The 15688-nt window shown below is 62.8% G+C and carries 20 protein-coding genes; 4 read left to right on the top strand and 16 right to left on the bottom strand.

The window, feature by feature from the left end; translation table 11 throughout:
- Nucleotides 1-4 precede the first annotated feature (4 nt).
- The 3 genes from murB to hprK form a co-directional block, all read right to left on the bottom strand.
- Nucleotides 5-925 (bottom strand): UDP-N-acetylmuramate dehydrogenase, encoded by a 921-nt coding sequence (gene murB, locus ACVDHE_RS12855; RefSeq protein WP_325226951.1) that lies wholly within the window; start codon nt 923-925, stop codon nt 5-7.
- A 72-nt stretch (nt 926-997) separates the two neighbouring features.
- On the bottom strand, nt 998-1933 hold the full coding sequence (locus ACVDHE_RS12850; RefSeq protein ID WP_458884783.1) for an ROK family protein: 936 nt from the start codon (nt 1931-1933) through the stop codon (nt 998-1000).
- Between the two features lie 16 nt (nt 1934-1949).
- Nucleotides 1950-2897 carry an HPr(Ser) kinase/phosphatase gene (gene hprK / locus ACVDHE_RS12845; RefSeq protein ID WP_458884782.1) on the bottom strand — a complete coding sequence of 316 codons (948 nt, stop codon included), beginning with the start codon at nt 2895-2897 and terminating at the stop codon, nt 1950-1952.
- A gap of 254 nt (nt 2898-3151) precedes the next feature.
- Here hprK and rpmB point away from each other — a divergent pair, with 254 nt between their 5' ends.
- Nucleotides 3152-3340: a 50S ribosomal protein L28 gene (gene rpmB, locus ACVDHE_RS12840; protein ID WP_213038355.1), complete on the top strand. Its 189-nt coding sequence runs from the start codon at nt 3152-3154 to the stop codon at nt 3338-3340.
- A gap of 50 nt (nt 3341-3390) precedes the next feature.
- Nucleotides 3391-3630 carry a DUF6485 family protein gene (locus ACVDHE_RS12835; protein ID WP_458884781.1) on the top strand — a complete coding sequence of 80 codons (240 nt, stop codon included), beginning with the start codon at nt 3391-3393 and terminating at the stop codon, nt 3628-3630.
- 63 nt (nt 3631-3693) lie between these two features.
- On the opposite strand, the gene ACVDHE_RS12830 is transcribed toward ACVDHE_RS12835, so the two are convergent.
- Nucleotides 3694-4251 carry a helix-turn-helix domain-containing protein gene (locus tag ACVDHE_RS12830; protein ID WP_458884780.1) on the bottom strand — a complete coding sequence of 186 codons (558 nt, stop codon included), beginning with the start codon at nt 4249-4251 and terminating at the stop codon, nt 3694-3696.
- Between the two features lie 109 nt (nt 4252-4360).
- Here ACVDHE_RS12830 and ACVDHE_RS12825 point away from each other — a divergent pair, with 109 nt between their 5' ends.
- Nucleotides 4361-4942 (top strand): LysE family transporter, encoded by a 582-nt coding sequence (locus ACVDHE_RS12825; RefSeq protein ID WP_458884779.1) that lies wholly within the window; start codon nt 4361-4363, stop codon nt 4940-4942.
- Nucleotides 4943-5089: 147 nt separating this feature from the next.
- Here ACVDHE_RS12825 and ACVDHE_RS12820 read toward each other — a convergent pair whose 3' ends face one another.
- From ACVDHE_RS12820 to ACVDHE_RS12765, 12 genes are all read right to left on the bottom strand, one after another.
- Nucleotides 5090-5494, bottom strand: coding sequence for an RrF2 family transcriptional regulator (locus tag ACVDHE_RS12820; protein ID WP_325226961.1), 405 nt, complete (start codon nt 5492-5494; stop codon nt 5090-5092).
- Nucleotides 5495-5542: 48 nt separating this feature from the next.
- Nucleotides 5543-6601 carry a tRNA 2-thiouridine(34) synthase MnmA gene (gene mnmA, locus ACVDHE_RS12815; protein WP_458886182.1) on the bottom strand — a complete coding sequence of 353 codons (1059 nt, stop codon included), beginning with the start codon at nt 6599-6601 and terminating at the stop codon, nt 5543-5545.
- Nucleotides 6602-6615: 14 nt separating this feature from the next.
- Nucleotides 6616-7047: a Fe-S cluster assembly scaffold protein NifU gene (nifU, locus tag ACVDHE_RS12810; protein ID WP_213039942.1), complete on the bottom strand. Its 432-nt coding sequence runs from the start codon at nt 7045-7047 to the stop codon at nt 6616-6618.
- 11 nt (nt 7048-7058) lie between these two features.
- On the bottom strand, nt 7059-8249 hold the full coding sequence (gene nifS / locus ACVDHE_RS12805; protein ID WP_458884778.1) for a cysteine desulfurase NifS: 1191 nt from the start codon (nt 8247-8249) through the stop codon (nt 7059-7061).
- Nucleotides 8250-8266: 17 nt separating this feature from the next.
- Nucleotides 8267-9199, bottom strand: a complete 933-nt coding sequence (cysK, locus tag ACVDHE_RS12800) for a cysteine synthase A (RefSeq protein ID WP_458884777.1) — start codon at nt 9197-9199, stop codon at nt 8267-8269.
- 494 nt (nt 9200-9693) lie between these two features.
- Entirely contained in the window at nt 9694-10698 is a 1005-nt protein-coding gene (locus ACVDHE_RS12795; protein WP_325226967.1) for an NAD(P)H-dependent glycerol-3-phosphate dehydrogenase, read from the bottom strand.
- Nucleotides 10695-11387, bottom strand: a complete 693-nt coding sequence (plsY, locus tag ACVDHE_RS12790; RefSeq protein WP_418725492.1) for a glycerol-3-phosphate 1-O-acyltransferase PlsY — start codon at nt 11385-11387, stop codon at nt 10695-10697. Before plsY ends, ACVDHE_RS12795 begins: the two co-directional genes overlap by 4 nt.
- A gap of 4 nt (nt 11388-11391) precedes the next feature.
- Nucleotides 11392-12717 (bottom strand): ribosome biogenesis GTPase Der, encoded by a 1326-nt coding sequence (gene der / locus ACVDHE_RS12785; RefSeq protein ID WP_213038346.1) that lies wholly within the window; start codon nt 12715-12717, stop codon nt 11392-11394.
- A 115-nt stretch (nt 12718-12832) separates the two neighbouring features.
- Nucleotides 12833-13027, bottom strand: a complete 195-nt coding sequence (gene rpmF / locus ACVDHE_RS12780; protein ID WP_213038345.1) for a 50S ribosomal protein L32 — start codon at nt 13025-13027, stop codon at nt 12833-12835.
- A gap of 52 nt (nt 13028-13079) precedes the next feature.
- Nucleotides 13080-13577, bottom strand: coding sequence for a YceD family protein (locus ACVDHE_RS12775; RefSeq protein WP_325226972.1), 498 nt, complete (start codon nt 13575-13577; stop codon nt 13080-13082).
- A 109-nt stretch (nt 13578-13686) separates the two neighbouring features.
- Nucleotides 13687-14166, bottom strand: coding sequence for a hypothetical protein (locus ACVDHE_RS12770; RefSeq protein WP_213038343.1), 480 nt, complete (start codon nt 14164-14166; stop codon nt 13687-13689).
- On the bottom strand, nt 14163-14495 hold the full coding sequence (locus tag ACVDHE_RS12765; RefSeq protein ID WP_325226975.1) for a hypothetical protein: 333 nt from the start codon (nt 14493-14495) through the stop codon (nt 14163-14165). Before ACVDHE_RS12765 ends, ACVDHE_RS12770 begins: the two co-directional genes overlap by 4 nt.
- A 109-nt stretch (nt 14496-14604) precedes the next feature.
- Between ACVDHE_RS12765 and ACVDHE_RS12760 the strand changes: the two genes are divergently transcribed.
- Nucleotides 14605-15576 (top strand): RluA family pseudouridine synthase, encoded by a 972-nt coding sequence (locus ACVDHE_RS12760; RefSeq protein ID WP_213039940.1) that lies wholly within the window; start codon nt 14605-14607, stop codon nt 15574-15576.
- The last annotated feature ends 112 nt before the right edge of the window (nt 15577-15688 follow it).

Raw genomic sequence — 15688 nt, 5'->3', positions numbered from 1 at the left:
ACGCTCAGTTCCGGATGATCTTCACTTCCGGCTCCAGGGCCACGCCGGTCCGGTCCAGGACCCGTCTCTGGATCTCGGCGATCAGGGCCTCCACGTCGGCGCAGGTGGCGCCGCCCCGGTTGACCACGAAGCCCGCGTGCTTCTCGCTGACCTGGGCGCCGCCCACGGTCAGGCCCTTGAGGCCGCACTGGTCGATCAGCGTCCCGGCGAAATGACCCTGGGGCCGCTTGAAGGTGCTGCCGGCGCTGGGCAGTTCCAGGGGCTGGCTGGCCCGGCGGCGGTCCATCAGCGTCCGCATCTTCTGCCGGATGGCCTCGCCGTCCCCCGGCGTCAGGCGGAACACCGCGTGGAGCACCACCGCCTCGGGATGGTCGGTGAGGAGGCTGCGGCGGTAGCCGAAGGCCATCTCCTCCCCGGAGAGGAATTTGACCCCCTCCTCCGGGAACAGCACCGAAACACCGGAGACCACCTGCTTCATCTCTCCGTCATAGGCCCCGGCGTTCATGCACACACCGCCGCCCACGCTGCCGGGGATGCCGTGGGCGAATTCCAGGCCCGTCAGGCCCTGCTGGCAGGCGAACTCCCCCAGCCGGGCCAGGGACACGCCGCTCTCGGCCAGGATCGTGTCCGGCTCCTCCCCCAGCTCCAGCCGGGAAAGGCCGGAGGTCTCCACCACCAGCCGGTCCAGGCCCTCGTCCGGGCAGAGGAGGTTGGTGCCCCGGCCGACGACCAGGGGCCTTGCCCCGCACTCGGCCGCAAAGCTCATCAGCAGCACCAGCTGTGCCCCCGACGTTGGAAACGCCATCCGCCGGGCGGGCCCGCCGATGCGGAAGGAGGTGTGCCGGCTCATGGGCTCCTCCTCCGCGATCTTCAGGTCCGGCAGATAGTCCGCCATCTTCTTGTCAAATCCAGTCCACCAATCCATAGCGTCTCCCTCCGCGCCTCCGGGCGCTCAACGAATCCCGCCGGCCCGAAGGCCGGCGGCTCGATCTTGTTCTCACAGGACCTTTTCCAAAAACGCCGCGCCGATGATGCCGGCGTCGTTGCCCAGTTCCGCCCGGACCACCCGGGTGACCCGGCCGCCGTGGCGGGCGTAGGCCTCCTGCTCCACGATGCGGCGCAGGGGCTCCAGCAGCAGCTGCTCCGGCGCAGCCGCCACACCGCCGCCGATGGCCACCGCCTCCGGCCGCAGGATGTTGATGAGGCTGGTGGTGCCGCCGGCCAGGTACTCCACATACTGCCGGCACACCGCCAGGGCCGTCTCGTCCCCGGCCAGAGCCGCCTGGAAGGCGGTGCGGCCGTCCACGGCCCCCAGGGCCTCCGCCGCGGCGCGGAGGCCGCTCTCCGGGTGGGCCTCCATGGCGGCCCGGGTCTGGGCGATCAGGGCCGTGGCGGAGGCGTACCGCTCCCAGCAGCCCCGGCGGCCGCAGTTGCACAGCTCGCCTCCCTGCATGATCGCCATGTGGCCCGCCTCGCTGGAGGCGGCGCCGCCCTGAAGGCGGCCGTTCAGGATGATCCCGGCGCCGATGCCGGTGCCCAGGGTCACCACCACAAAGTCCCGGCAGCCCCGGCCCGCGCCGCAGAAGAACTCGCCCACGGCGGCGCAGTCGGCGTCGTTGCCCAGGTACACGGGGATATCCAGATGCTGCCGGAACAGACGCTCCAGCGGCACGTGCTTCAAAGGGATATTGGCGGTGTACACCACCTCGCCGCCGTCCACAGCGCCGGGCAGGCCGATGCCCACGGACTCCAGGTCCTCCGGTGCCGCGCCGCCCTGTCGCACCGCCTGGAGGGCCAGCTCCGCAAGATCCGCGGCGAAGGCCTCCGCCCCGGAAAAGTGCAGCGGGCGCCGGGCCGCCGCCAGCAGGCGGCCCTCGCCGTCCACAAGGCCGGCCTTGAGGTTGGTGCCGCCCACGTCAATGCCAACAAACATCTCCTCGTTCCTCCGTTCAGCCCTTGGTCTTGCCCTCGGCCCGCAGGTCCACCCGCTGGGCCAGCTCCTGGGCGGCGTTGTAGCCGTACCGCCGGTGGCGGTTGTTCATGGCCGCCACCTCCACGATGCTGGCCAGGTTCCGGCCCGGCCGCACAGGGATGGTGACGCAGGGCACCTGGATATCCAGGATATCGATGTAGTGGTCCTCGATGCCCAGCCGGTCGTAGAACTTCGTGTTGTCCCACTGCTCGAACTGGACCACCAGGTTGATCTGGGACTCGGCGCGGATGGCGCTCATGCCGAAGAGCTGGCGCACGTCGATGACGCCGATGCCCCGCAGCTCGATGTAGTGACGGATCACCTCCGGCGCGGTGCCGATGAGCTGGTTGGAGATGCGGCGGATCTCCACCGCGTCGTCGGCCACCAGCCGGTGGCCCCGCATGATCAGCTCGATGGCGGACTCGCTCTTGCCGATGCCGGAGTCGCCGGTGATCATGACGCCCTCGCCGGAGATGTCCAGCAGCACGCCGTGGCGGGTGACGCAGGGAGCCAGATACCGGTTCAAAAACTCGATGGTGCGGCTGGTGAACTCCACGGTGGTGTCCTCCGTCCGCAGCAGGGTCCGGTCATGCTCCCTGGCGCTGTCCAGGCACTCCGGGAAGCAGTCCAGCCCCCGGGAGATCACCAGGGCCGGGATGTCATAGAGAAAGAGGTCGTCAAAGCACTTGCGCCGCCGCTGCTCCGTCAGCCCCTTCAGATAGGTGATCTCCGCCTTGCCCACCACCTGGAGGCGGCGGGGGTCAAAATAGTCGTAAAAATCGTGGAACTGGAGGCCGGGGCGGTTCACATCCGTGATGGTCAACAGCATGGTGTCAAAATCGGCGCCCTTGTTCAGCACCTCCAGATTGAATTGAGCCACAAATTCCGACATCTTCAGTCCGCGTTCCTGCATAGCCTTTTCCATTCCCTTTCCGGCCGCCGCACACTCCGGCGCGCCCACTCTGCCGCCTCTTTTTGAAGCGGCGCTATACTGTGTTTATTATATCTTACTTTGCCCGTTTTCGCAACACCCAGCCCCTTCGGCGGGCCCGGAGGAGCCCCGGAAAAAACCTTTGGATTTTTTGAAATTTTTGCTTGCATTTCAGAAAGTTTTCTGATATGATATCAGCTGTGCCTAAAAAAGGTATGGAAGTACGCAACAGCAAGGAGGTGCAACGGATGGCTAAGTGCGAGTTCTGCGACAAGGGCGTTACCTTTGGCATCAAGGTCTCCCACTCTCATCGGCGTTCCAACCGTACATGGAAGCCCAACGTCAAGCGTGTGAAGGCGATCGTCAACGGTTCTCCCCGCCATGTGTATGTTTGTACCCGGTGTATGCGTTCCGGCAAAGTCACCAGAGCGATCTGACTTGGACAAACAAAGATCCCGGACTTCGGTCCGGGATCTCTTTTTTTCCCATGTTCGTAAAGGAGGCTGTCATGGACCACTTCTGCCCCTGCCGCAACACCGCCTGCCGCTGCCACCCTTCCAACCATGACCAGGGCTGCTCCCTGTGCATCGAGAAGGAGCTGCGCAAGCGCGAGATCCCCAGCTGCTTTTTCGACCTGGTACTCCGGCCCGGCGAAACCGTGGAGGACTGCTCCATGGAGGCCTTCGCCCGAAGAGTGCTGGAAGCGCAGCGGGATGCCGGATTGTAAATACTCCCAAGCCGGAGGATACACGGAGGGGGACCCAAATTGGGTCCCCCTCCGTTCGTCCGCTCAGGTGGCCCTTCCATAGTAGATCAGCATGCTCAGCTCCGCGGTCTCCTGCCCCGGGTTGCGGTAGGCGTGAGGCGCGTCGGCCAGGAAGTGGATGGAGTCACCCTTTTCCAGCGCAAAGCTGCGGCCGTCCACGGTGATCTCCGCCCGGCCCGCAAAGACGGTGACATACTCCTCCGACCCGGCCAGGTGGGGCTGGGCGGACAGGGCGCCGCCCGGCAGGATCACGATGCGGTAGGTCTCGAAGAGCTTCTGCTCATCAAAGGCGAACAGCGGGTAGTTCAGATACCGCCCGTCGTCCTCGGCCAGGGGCGCCGTCTCCCCCTGCCGCAGCACGGACACCCCGCTCCCCCGGGGCTCCACCAGCGACGTGAAGGAGACCTTGTAGCCGTTGGCCATCTTCCACAGCACGGAGATGGTGGGGTTCACCTCTCCCTTCTCGATCTGGGCCAGCATGCTGCGGGACACGCCGGTGGCCGCCGCCGCCGCGTCCAGCGTCAGCTTCTTCTCCTCCCGGATCCGCCGGGCGTTGCCCGCCACCACGTTCGTAATATCCATAGCATTCCCTCTTGACAATATATCGGATTGCTCATACAATATAAAGGAAATCCAAGATATTGTACGATCATATCAGTATCATATCATTCAGAGGGAGGGCTTGTCAAATATGTTTCCCTGGTTCTCGTTTTTGACCTATGCCGTCATCACCGCCGTGACGCCGGGCCCCAACAACATCATGTCCATGTCCAACGGCAGCCGGAAGGGGTTCCGGGGCGCCATGCCCTTCACCTTCGGCATCTGGGTGGGCTTCACCGCGGTGATGCTGCTGTGCACCGCCTTCTGCGGCGCCCTGTCGGCCCTGATCCCCAAAATCAAGCTGCCCATGCTGATCCTGGGGGCCCTGTACATGCTGTATCTGGCCTGGGAGACCTTCCGCAGCTCCGGCGTGGAGGAGGACCACTCCCGGGACGGCTTCCTGGCGGGGCTGCTGCTGCAGTTCGTCAACCCCAAGATCTACATCTACTGCATCATGTCCATGGAGGCCTACATCCTCCCCTACTACCACACGGAGCCTTTGCCCCTGGTGGGCTTCGCCCTGCTGCTGGCCTTCATCGGCTACCTCTTCTGCCTGTGCTGGTGCGCCTTCGGATCCGTGTTCCGCCGGCTGTTCTCCCAGCACGCAAAGCCCGCCAACACGGTGATGGCGCTGCTGCTGGTGTACTGCGCCGTGTCGCTGTTTCTGGCATGAGCGGTCCGCCCGCAGCGGGCAGGATTTGGAAAGCGAGGAATTTTCCCCTCTTTGGCGAAATGATACAGCAGCGCGGACAAGCGCCCTCGCTTGTCCGCGCTGCATGAATTTAAGGGAAAATGCTGCGGGCAGTGTCACGCCGCACAGTCATTTTTTCATCAGATCCGCCAGCGTGATCTTCTCCAAATACCCGTTGACGAGCTGCCCCAGCTCCGTCCACATGGGAAGTGTGCGGCATTCCGCGGCGCGTTTGCACGCCTCTGCGCCGCATTCCAGACAAGACACCGGCGCAAGGCTGCCTTCCGTCAGCTGCAGGATCTCATTGATGGGATAATCCTGCGGGGCGCGGGTAAGGCGGTAACCGCCTCCTTTTCCCTGCACGCCCTCGATCAGATTGGCGGAAACAAGCAGCCGAAGGATTTTCTCCATATATTTCAGAGAGATCTCCTGCCGTTCCGCGACCGATTTCATAGCCATGTATTTGCCGTCGCCGTGTTCCGCCAGGTCGATCATGACGCGCAGGGCGTAGCGTCCTCTTGTGGATACCAGCATGACAGGTTCCCCCTTTGAATCTCATCATAGCACAACGCTCACAAGGCATCAAGTGCCGCCGGCGCTTTGGATCTCACCGCCGCCCAGGACCGTTTCTCCGTCGTACAGAACCGCGGCCTGGCCGGGGGTGACGGCCCGCTGGGGCCGGTCGAACTCGATCCGCACGCCGCCGGCTCCCTGCGGATAGACCGTCACCGGCTGCTCCTGCTGCCGTGAGCGTATTTTGGCAAAGCAGCGAAAGGGGAAATCGGGAGTTTTGCCGCAGATCCAGTGAACGTCTGAGAGGATCACGGTCCTGGAAAACAGCTCCTCCCAGTTTCCAACAACGACGGTATGGTCCTCTGCCTGAATTCCGCAGACATAAAGCGGCCTCCGGGAGGAAATTCCAAGTCCCTTGCGCTGCCCAATGGTATAGCGGATGATTCCGCGGTGCCTCCCCAGCACCTCGCCGCTTGTCGTTTGGAACACCCCCTCTGGGCATCGCTTTCCCGTATAGCTTTCGATCACACGGGCATAGTCGCCGTTCGGGACAAAGCAAATATCCTGGCTGTCCGGCTTGTCCGCATTGACAAAGCCGGCCTCTTTGGCGATTTTCCGCGTTTCGCTCTTGCGGAGCGCTCCCAGCGGAAAGAGCGTTCGGCTCAGCTGCTCCTGCGTCATCGCGTACAGAAAATAGCTCTGGTCTTTGGACGGATCAAGTGCTTTTTTCAGCACATACTCCTTGCCGTTGAATGCAATCCGGGCATAGTGGCCGGTTACGATCCGGTCGCAGCCAAGTACCCGCGCCCGCTCAAAAAGCCGGTCGAATTTTAAATACCGGTTGCAATCCACGCAGGGGTTGGGCGTTCTGCCGGCCTCATAGCTTCTGATGAATTTTTCAAGGACCCTGCTGCGGAACGCATCTTTAAAATTGAACACGTAATACGGCATTCCCATTCTCAGGGCGATGCTGCGCGCGTCCTCCACATCCTCCAGCACACAGCAGCTCCGCCCCCGCGCAGCGCCGTCATCGGGAGCGTCATACAGCTTCATGGTGCAGCCGATGCACGCATAGCCCATGCGCTTGGTCAGCAGAGCGGCGACGCTGCTGTCAACGCCGCCGCTCATGGCGATCAGGGCCTTCACCCGCCGCAGTGAGCGCAATGCCCACAGTCCGGAAACAGGCTGGAATCATAGGCGATGCCGCTTTTGTCGTAATAATCCTGGATCGCCTTTTTGATGGCCTCCTCCGCCAGCACCGAGCAGTGCATCTTATGCGCCGGAAGCCCGTCCAGCGCCTGGGCCACGGCCCTGTTGGTCAGCGCGAGGGCTTCGGACAGGGGCTTGCCCTTGATCAGCTCCGTCGCCATGGAGCTGGAGGCAATGGCGCTTCCGCAGCCGAAGGTTTCAAACTTCACATCGGTAATGATCTGATCCGCTATCTTCAGATAGATCCTCATGATATCTCCGCACACGGGATTACCAACCTCACCAACGCCATCGGCATCCTCGATGACGCCCACATTCCGGGGATTGCGGAAATGATCCATCACTTTATCGCTATACAAAGCCATCATATCACCTCTTATTCAGCAAATACATGGGGCCGTTTTCCGTTGACCAGATCCCGCCAGAAGGGGGACATATTCCGCAGGCGGGTCACCACGTCCGTGACGGCCTGAATGATCTCGTCCACATCTGCCTCCGTCATCTCCTCGCCGAGGCTGAGCCGCAGGGAGCCATGGGCCACCTCGTGGGGCCTGCCGATAGCCAGCAGCACATGACTGGGGTCCAGGGAACCGCTCGTGCAGGCGGAGCCGGAGGAAGCGCAGATGCCCCTCTCGTCCAGCAAAAGCAGCAGCGATTCGCCCTCGATGCCCTCAAAGCAGAAATTCACATTCCCGGGCAGCCGGCGCTCACGGTCGCCGTTCAGCTCTCCGTACGGAATCTGCTCCAGGCCGTGAATCAGGCGCTCACGCAGGCCGGTCAGCCGTGCGCGGTGCTCGTCCATGTTTGCACAGGCCTCTTCCAGCGCCGCTGCCATGCCCATGACGGCCGGGATATTCTCTGTGCCCGCGCGTTTTCCGCGCTCCTGGGCGCCGCCGCTGATGATGGTTTCCAGCGCCACCCCCCGCTTGGCATACAAGACGCCGATCCCCTTCGGCCCGTGGAACTTGTGGGCGGAAAGGGAGAGCAGGTCGATGTTCTGCGCCTTCACATCAATGGGCAGATGGCCTGCCGCCTGTACCGCGTCTGTGTGGAACAGGACGCCCTTTTCCCGGCAAACAGCCCCGATTTCCGCGACAGGCTGAATGGTGCCGATCTCGTTGTTGGCGTACATAATGGTCACAAGGCAGGTGTCCTCCCGGATGGCTTCCGCCACCTGCTCCGGCGTCACAAGGCCCGTGCTGTGCACGTCCAGCAGAGTGACCTCATAGCCCTGCTTCTTCAGCTTTTCCAGGGTATGCAGAACGGCGTGGTGCTCAAAGGCCGTGGAGACGATGTGTCGTTTCCCCCTGCGGGCCCCCAGCGCAGCGGCGGTCATGATCGCCTGGTTGTCCGCCTCGCTGCCGCCGGAGGTAAAGGTGATCTCCCTGGGATCGGCGTGCAGGCAGGCGGCGATCCGGCTCCGGGCGTTTTCCAGCGCCTCCCTGGCCTGCTGGCCGAAGGCGTAGAGGCTGGAGGGGTTTCCGTAATACTGTTCCATATAGGGCAGCATGGCATCGACCGCCACCCTGCTCATTTTTGTGGTCGCGGCATTATCTGCGTAAATCATAGCATACTCCTTGGTATTTAATCTGCAAACATGGGTGTGGAAAGGTAGCGCTCGCCGGTGTCCGGAAGCAGGACCACAATGGTCTTGCCCCTGTTTTCGGGGCGCTTTGCCAGCTGCGCGGCGGCCCATACAGCGGCGCCGGAGGAAATGCCCGCCAGGATGCCCTCCTGCCGTCCCAGACGCCTGCCGTAAGCAAAGGCGTCCTCGTCGGATACCGTCACGATCTCATCACAGATCCCGGTGTTCAGGTTGTCCGGCACAAAGCCTGCGCCGATCCCCTGGATCCTGTGGGCGCCGGCCACCCCCTGAGAGAGGACCGGGGAGGCCGCCGGCTCCACCGCCACGACCTTCACAGCGGGGTTCCGGCTCTTGAGATACTCTCCCACGCCGGTGATGGTGCCGCCCGTGCCCACTCCGGCGACAAAGATATCCACCTCTCCGCCGGTGTCGGCCCAGATCTCCGGGCCGGTGGCGGCGCGATGCGCGGCGGGATTTGCCGGGTTCACAAACTGGCCGGGAATGAAGCTGTCCGGGATCTCCTTCGCCAGCTCACTGGCCTTGGCGATGGCCCCCTTCATTCCCTTTGCGCCCTCGGTCAGCACCAGCTCCGCGCCATAGGCTTTCATCAGCTGCCTGCGTTCTTGGCTCATGGTCTCCGGCATGACGAGAATGAGGCGATAGCCCCTCGCCGCCGCAACAGATGCCAGGCCGATTCCTGTGTTGCCCGAGGTGGGTTCAATAATGACTGACCGGGCAGTCAGCAGCCCCTTCGCCTCGGCATCGTCAAGCATCGCCTTTGCAATGCGATCCTTGACAGATCCGGCGGGATTGAAAAATTCCAGCTTTGCCAGAATTCTGGCCTCCAGGTGCTCGGCTTTTCTGATATGGGTAAGCTCCAGCAAAGGCGTCCTGCCGATAAGCTGGTCAGCAGATGCATAAATGTTCGCCAAGATCATTCCTCCTTAACACTCTGAAACGGTTGTTCCAGGCCTGCGGTACTTCCGTCGATTTGCTTCGCGCTGACGGAAGGGGTCCGACAAGACATCGCTCTGCCCCGCGGTACTCTGCCGCCGGAACAGACGGCACATCCGCCCAAAGCGGAAGTCCTTCCGCACAAATCCAAACCTCCGGCTGTGGCTGGATGCCACTTTTACCTACCAATCTGGTATGTGATTGGATCATACCATCATTTGCCTACCAAGTCAAGGGGTAATTAGGCAAATTCATCGGTCAGCCAGTCCGCACGGGAATTCACAAAGCGGACATGGCCCGGCAAGCCAACCGCCGCAGGGCTGAAACTGCGGTTTCATCTGGAATAGCGGGAAAAAAGGAGGCTGCGTCAAAACGCAGCCTCCCGCAGGAACGAATATGGAGTTATGCAGAGAAGATTTTCACGGAGCGCCGGGAAAGGCCCGCGCTTCCCGGCAGCGGAACGGGAGCACCGTCACAGCCAGGCGGTCTCCAGCAGCTCGTCCTTCTTGGCCCGGGTCATCAGCTCCCCCACTACGGTGTGGACCTGCTTACCCTTGTAGAGAACCTCATACGCACACCGGCAGATGGGCATTTCCACGCCCTCCCGCTCCGAGAGCTGATGGACGCTCTCGGCGGCGTAGTAGCCCTCCACCACGGCGCCCACCTCCTCCATGGCGGCCTGGACGCTCTTGCCCTGGCCGATGAGGATGCCGGCCCGGTTGTTCCGGGAGTGCATGGAGGTGCAGGTGACGATCAGATCGCCCATGCCGGCGAGGCCGCCGAAGGTCAGGCGGGTACCGCCCAGCTTCTCACCCAGGCGGGTGATCTCCGCCATGGCCCGGGTCATCAGCAGCGCCCGGGTGTTGTCCTGGAAGCCCAGGCCCGCGCAGATGCCGCAGCTGAGGGCGATGACGTTCTTCAGCGCCGCCGCCAGCTCCACGCCGATGATGTCGTAGCTGGTGTAGACGCGGAAATAGTCGTTCATAAAGGCGTCCTGGACAAAGCGGGCCGCGTCCCGGTCCGGGCAGGCGGCCACGCACCCGGTAGGCATCCGGATGCCCACTTCCTCTGCGTGGGAAGGGCCGGAAAGGGCTACCACTTTACAGATATTCCCCGTCTCCTCCTGGAGCACCTGGCTCATGCGGAGGTTGGTGTCCCGCTCGATGCCCTTGGATACGGACACCAGGATGCTGTCCCGCCGCAGGTACGGCGCGATCTTCCGGCCCGTCTCCCGGACGGCGAAGGAGGGCGCCGCGGACACCACCAGGTCCGCCCCCTCCAGGCAGGAGAGGTCCCCGGTGACGGTCAGACGCTCCGGCAGGGCCACGCCCCTGAGCAGGGGGTTCTCCCGCTTTTCTGCCATTTCCGCCGCCTTGGCGGGGTTGTGGGACCAGAGCGTCACGTCGTGCCCGTTGTCGCACAGCACGATGCTCAGCGCCGTGCCCCAGCCGCCGCTGCCGACCACTACCGCCTTCATTGGGACCCCTCCTTTTTATGATGGAAGCTGAACTTGTTCTCGTTGCCGCGGATGAGCCGCCCGATGTTGGCCCGGTGCTGCCAGACCACCAGACCGCCCAGCACGAAGGCCAGCGCCACGATCACCGGATCGGGGTAGCAGTACCAGGAGATGAAGGGAAAGCTGGCTCCGGCCCAAACAGAGCCCAGAGATACGTACCGGGTCAGGACGGCCAGGAGCAAAAAGCCTCCCCAGACCACCAGCGCGATCCGCCAGTCGATCATGATGGCAATGGTGCCGCCGGAGAGGATGCCCTTGCCGCCCTTGAAGTGGAACATACAGGGGAACATATGGCCCAGCAGGCACCACAGGGCCGCCCAGTACTCCGCGAACAGCCTCCAGTGTTCCTCTGTCTGCGCCGCGGAGATGTAGATGGTGTAGCCCGCGAAGAACAGCTGCTTGGCCACCAGGATGGCCACCACCGCCTTGAGCACGTCGGTGAGGATGACCACGAAGGTCAACGCCCCGCCGAAGGTGCGGTAGAAATTGGTGAGGCCCGCGTTGCCGCTGCCGTGGTTGCGCACGTCGTCCCGCAGGATATACTTGGACACGATCACCGCCCCGTTGAAGCAGCCGCAGAAGTAGGCGATCACCGCCGTGACGGCGATCAGCAGCGGCAGGGGCACGCCGTTGGGAAACAGTCCCAGCATACGCTCACTCCTCCTTGTCGCCCTTCTGCCGGATGGAGAGGATCACCGGGGTGCCCTCCAGGCCGAAGGTATTTCGGATGCAGTTTTCCAGATACCGCTGGTAAGAGAAATGGAACAGCCGGGCGTCGTTGCAGAACACCACGAAGTGGGGCGGCTTCACGCCCACCTGGGTCATATAGTAGATCTTCAGCCGGCGGCCCTTGTCCGTGGGGGGCTGGACCCGGGTCTGGGCATCCGCCAGGACGTTGTTGAGCATGCCGGTGGTGATGCGGGTGGCAGCCTGGTTGGCCACGTAGTCGATCAGCTCGAACAGCCGGTCCACCCGCTGGCCGGTCTTGGCGGAGATGAAGAGGATGGGGGCGTAGGCCATGAAGGCCAGGTCCTGGCGGACCTTCTCCCGCATCCGGTCCATGGTCTTGTCGTCCTTTTCGATGAGGTCCCACTTGTTCACCACGATGATGCTGGCCTTGCCGGCCTCGTGGGCCAGGCCCGCCACCTTGGTGTCCTGTTCGGTGACGCCCTCAGTGGCGTCGATCATGATGAGGCACACGTCGCTGCGCTCGATGGCCATGGTGGCCCGGAGGACGCTGTACTTCTCGATGTCCTCGTCCACCTTGGACCGGCGGCGGATACCGGCGGTGTCGATAAAGACGAAAGCGCCCTTGTCGTTTTCAAACCGGGAGTCGATGGCGTCCCGGGTGGTGCCGGCCACGTCGGAGACGATGACCCGCTGCTCCCCCAGGATCTTGTTGACCAGGGAGGACTTGCCGGCGTTGGGCTTGCCGATGACGGCGACCTTGATGGCGTCGTCCTCCTCTTCCTCCTCGTCCTCCGGCGGGAAATACTGCACGCAGGCGTCCAGCAGGTCGCCGGTGCCGTGGCCGTGGACGGCGGAGACGGCGATGGGATCCCCCAGCCCCAGGTTGTAGAACTCGTAGTAGTCCGGGTCCGGGGCGCCGGTGGAGTCCATCTTGTTGACCGCCAGGACGATGGGCTTACCGCTGCGCAGCAGCATGTTTGCCACCTCGTGGTCCGAGGCGGTCAGGCCGGTCTTGATATCCGTCAGGAAGATGATAACGGTGGCGTTTTCAATGGCGATCTGGGCCTGATCCCGCATGAAGGCCAGGATCTGGTCGTCGGTCCGGGGCTCGATGCCGCCGGTGTCGATCAGGGTGAAGGACCGGCCGTTCCAGTCCGTCTCCCCGTAGATCCGGTCCCGGGTGACGCCGGGGGTGTCCTCCACGATGGAGAGCCTCCGTCCGATCAGCTTGTTGAACAGCATGGACTTGCCCACGTTGGGGCGGCCCACGATGGCGACGATCGGTTTCATGGGCGCTCACTTCCTTTCTCTTTCCACTCGATCTATATTATAAGCGAAACCCTTCGCGGTACGCAACGGAAAAAAAGAGGAGGGAAGTGTTCTTCCCTCCTCGCCCGATGGCTTCTTATTTCGCGACGACGGACTTCACGGTCTTGACTTCACGGCCGTTGTAAGTACCGCACTCCTGGCACATTCTGTGAGGCAGGTGCAGCGCACCGCATTTCGGGCATTTGACAAGGCCGGGAACCGCCAGCTTCCAGTGGGAGCTGCGCCGCTTGTCGCGTCTTGCCTTGGATACTTTTCCCTTAGGTACTGCCATTGTGACACCTCCTTGATCTTCAAAGGCCCGGAGTTACCGTCCTTAGTATTCCTTATTTGTTCTCCAAAAGCTTGGCCAGGACCGCCAGCCGGGGATCCGTCTCCTTTTGACAGGAGCAGGGGCCCAGATTGAGATCTGCGCCGCACCGGGGGCAAAGTCCCTTGCAATCTTCCGAACACAAAGTTTTCGTGTCCATTCCGAGGAGGAAGGCCGTCCGGGCCAGATCCTCCGCGTCCGCCTGGCCGTTTTCCAGCAGGACGATCTCGTCGTTGTCCTCGTTCTGGAGCTCCTCCGCCAGAAGGCAGCGGAAGGGGATCTCCTTGTCCTGGGCAAAGGCCTTGCCGCACCGGTCGCACACGGCGTCCAGGGTGCTGCGGGCCGTCAGCTCCAGTTCCAGAACACCGGCGGTGTTGCGCACGGTCCCCACCACCGTCACAGGGCGGGAGATGGGATATCGTCCGGCCAGCTCCACATCCGAAAGGTCCAGTTCAAACCGGAAATCCAGATGCTTTCCAGGCTCGTGCAGAATGGGTCTTACATCCAACAGCATAGTCTACCTCGCAATGACACGAGTAGTATTATAAGGGATTGACCACTCGTTGTCAAACAAATTTTTCATTTTTTTTCGTCTTTCTTCCAAAGGCCCCGCCGGAACCCCCTCAGAACTCCTCTTCCTCCCGGGATTCCTGCTCCCTGCGGTTGATAAAGCCGCTGACATCGATGCCCAGAATGGTGTTGCGGAACCCGGAGGCCAGCTTCTCATAGGAGGCGATGCGGTAGCCGTCCTTGGGACGCCGGGCGGACCAGGTGTCCCGCAGGGCCTTGGCAAAGGCCACGCCCAGCGGCGCCTCCAGCTCCACCAGCATGGGGGAGAGATACGCCACCATCATCTGCTTTTCATTGATCTGCACGGAGGTCCGGTTCCAGATCCGCTGGCGGCGCCAGCCGGCCTCCAGCTCGTCCATCAGCGATGCCGCCAGGTCCGCAAGGCCCGCCTCTCCGGCGGCGCGGATGGCCTCGGCGTACAGCGGGCCGAAGCGCTCCCCATACTCCCGGAAGGCCTTGTCGTACTGATGGCGGTCAAACCGCTTGAGATAATCCGTCTCCCGCACGGCGGGGGCCAGCTGCTCCAGGCTCATCTGGGCTCCTCCTTCCCCGCGTCCCCGTCCGGGGCTTCCTCCAGGGCCGGCGCGGCCTGGTCCGCTTCCTCCACGGGCTCGTCGGACCAGCTCTCCGGATCGTCGATATGCTCCTGGCCGTACCGGTAGGCCCGCCACTCCCGCAGCAGCATCAGCGCCGCCGCCACCGCGAACACCACGCCGCCGGCAACGTTCAGCACCGGGTTCTCCGCGTCCCCCTTCCACAGCCCGCTGAAGAGCTGGTAGGAAAGATAGATCAGATATCCTCCCGCCAGGACCCAGATGTAATTGACCCGGCCCGTGGGCTTTCTCCCCTGTTTTCCGCTCATAGCTTCAGTTTCTCCTAACTTCCAGAAAAAATTCTTTGTCCCGCCGCCTTTACATTCGCCCCCCGGACGGGTATGATGGATGCAGAAATCCAACACCGGGAGGCCCACCATGCGGGAGATCACCATTGGAAAAAACGACGCCGGACAGCGGCTGGACCGCTTCGTGTCCAAGTCCCTGCCCCTGCTGCCCCCTGCCCTGCTGCAAAAGTACATCCGCCTCAAGCGGATCAAGGTCAACGGCAAGGGCGCCAAGCGGGACGCGCGGCTGGCCGCCGGCGATACGCTACAATTATATATCAACGATGAGTTTTTTGACAAGCCCTCCGAGGAAAACATCTTCCTCACCCTGTTCCGCCCCCAGCTGGACATCGTCTACGAGGATGAGAACCTGCTGGTGGTCAACAAGCGCCCCGGCGTGGTGGTCCACGCCGACGAGACGGAGAAGGTCAACACCCTCATCAACCACATCCAGGCGTACCTCTACCAGAAGAAGGAGTGGAACCCCAGGTGGGAGAACGCCTTTGCCCCGGCGCTGTGCAACCGGATCGACCGCAACACCGGCGGCATGGTCATGGCCGCCAAGAACGCCGAGACGCTGCGCATCCTCAACCAGAAGATCCGGGACCACGAGGTGGAAAAATCCTACCTCTGCGTGACGGTGGGCCGCCCCTCCCCGGCAAAGGGCAAGGTGGAGGGCTTCCTCCTCAAGGACGAGGCGAAAAAGCAGGTCTCCTTCCACACCCGGCCCATCCCCGGCGGCAAAACCGCCGTGACGCTGTATCAGACCCTGGAGACCCGGGGAGAGCTGTCCTTGGTGGAGTGCCGCCTGCTCACCGGCCGGACCCACCAGATCCGCGTGTCCATGGCCCATCTGGGCTGCCCCCTGCTGGGGGACGGCAAATACGGCCGGGGCGACGTGAACCGCCGCTACGGCGAGACCCGCCAGGCCCTGTACTCCTACAAGCTCTCCTTCCCCTTCCCCACGGACGCCGGGCTTTTGGAGTACCTCCGGGGCCGCACCTTCACCGTGGCGGAGGTCCCCTTCCGGGACCGGTATTTCCCCCGTGAAAAAACTTCGTAAAAAGGCGGGGAAATCCGCGCAATCCCTTGACTTTTCCCGCTCTTTCCGATATCATTCTTTAATGCTGAATTTCGACGAGAAAGGTTCCCCCTCAACAGAGAAAAGAGGCTGA

The organism is Dysosmobacter sp. Phy (assembly GCF_054476235.1).
The sequence above is the reverse complement of the archived record's forward strand: the minus strand, read 5'-3'. Positions and strand labels throughout refer to the sequence as shown.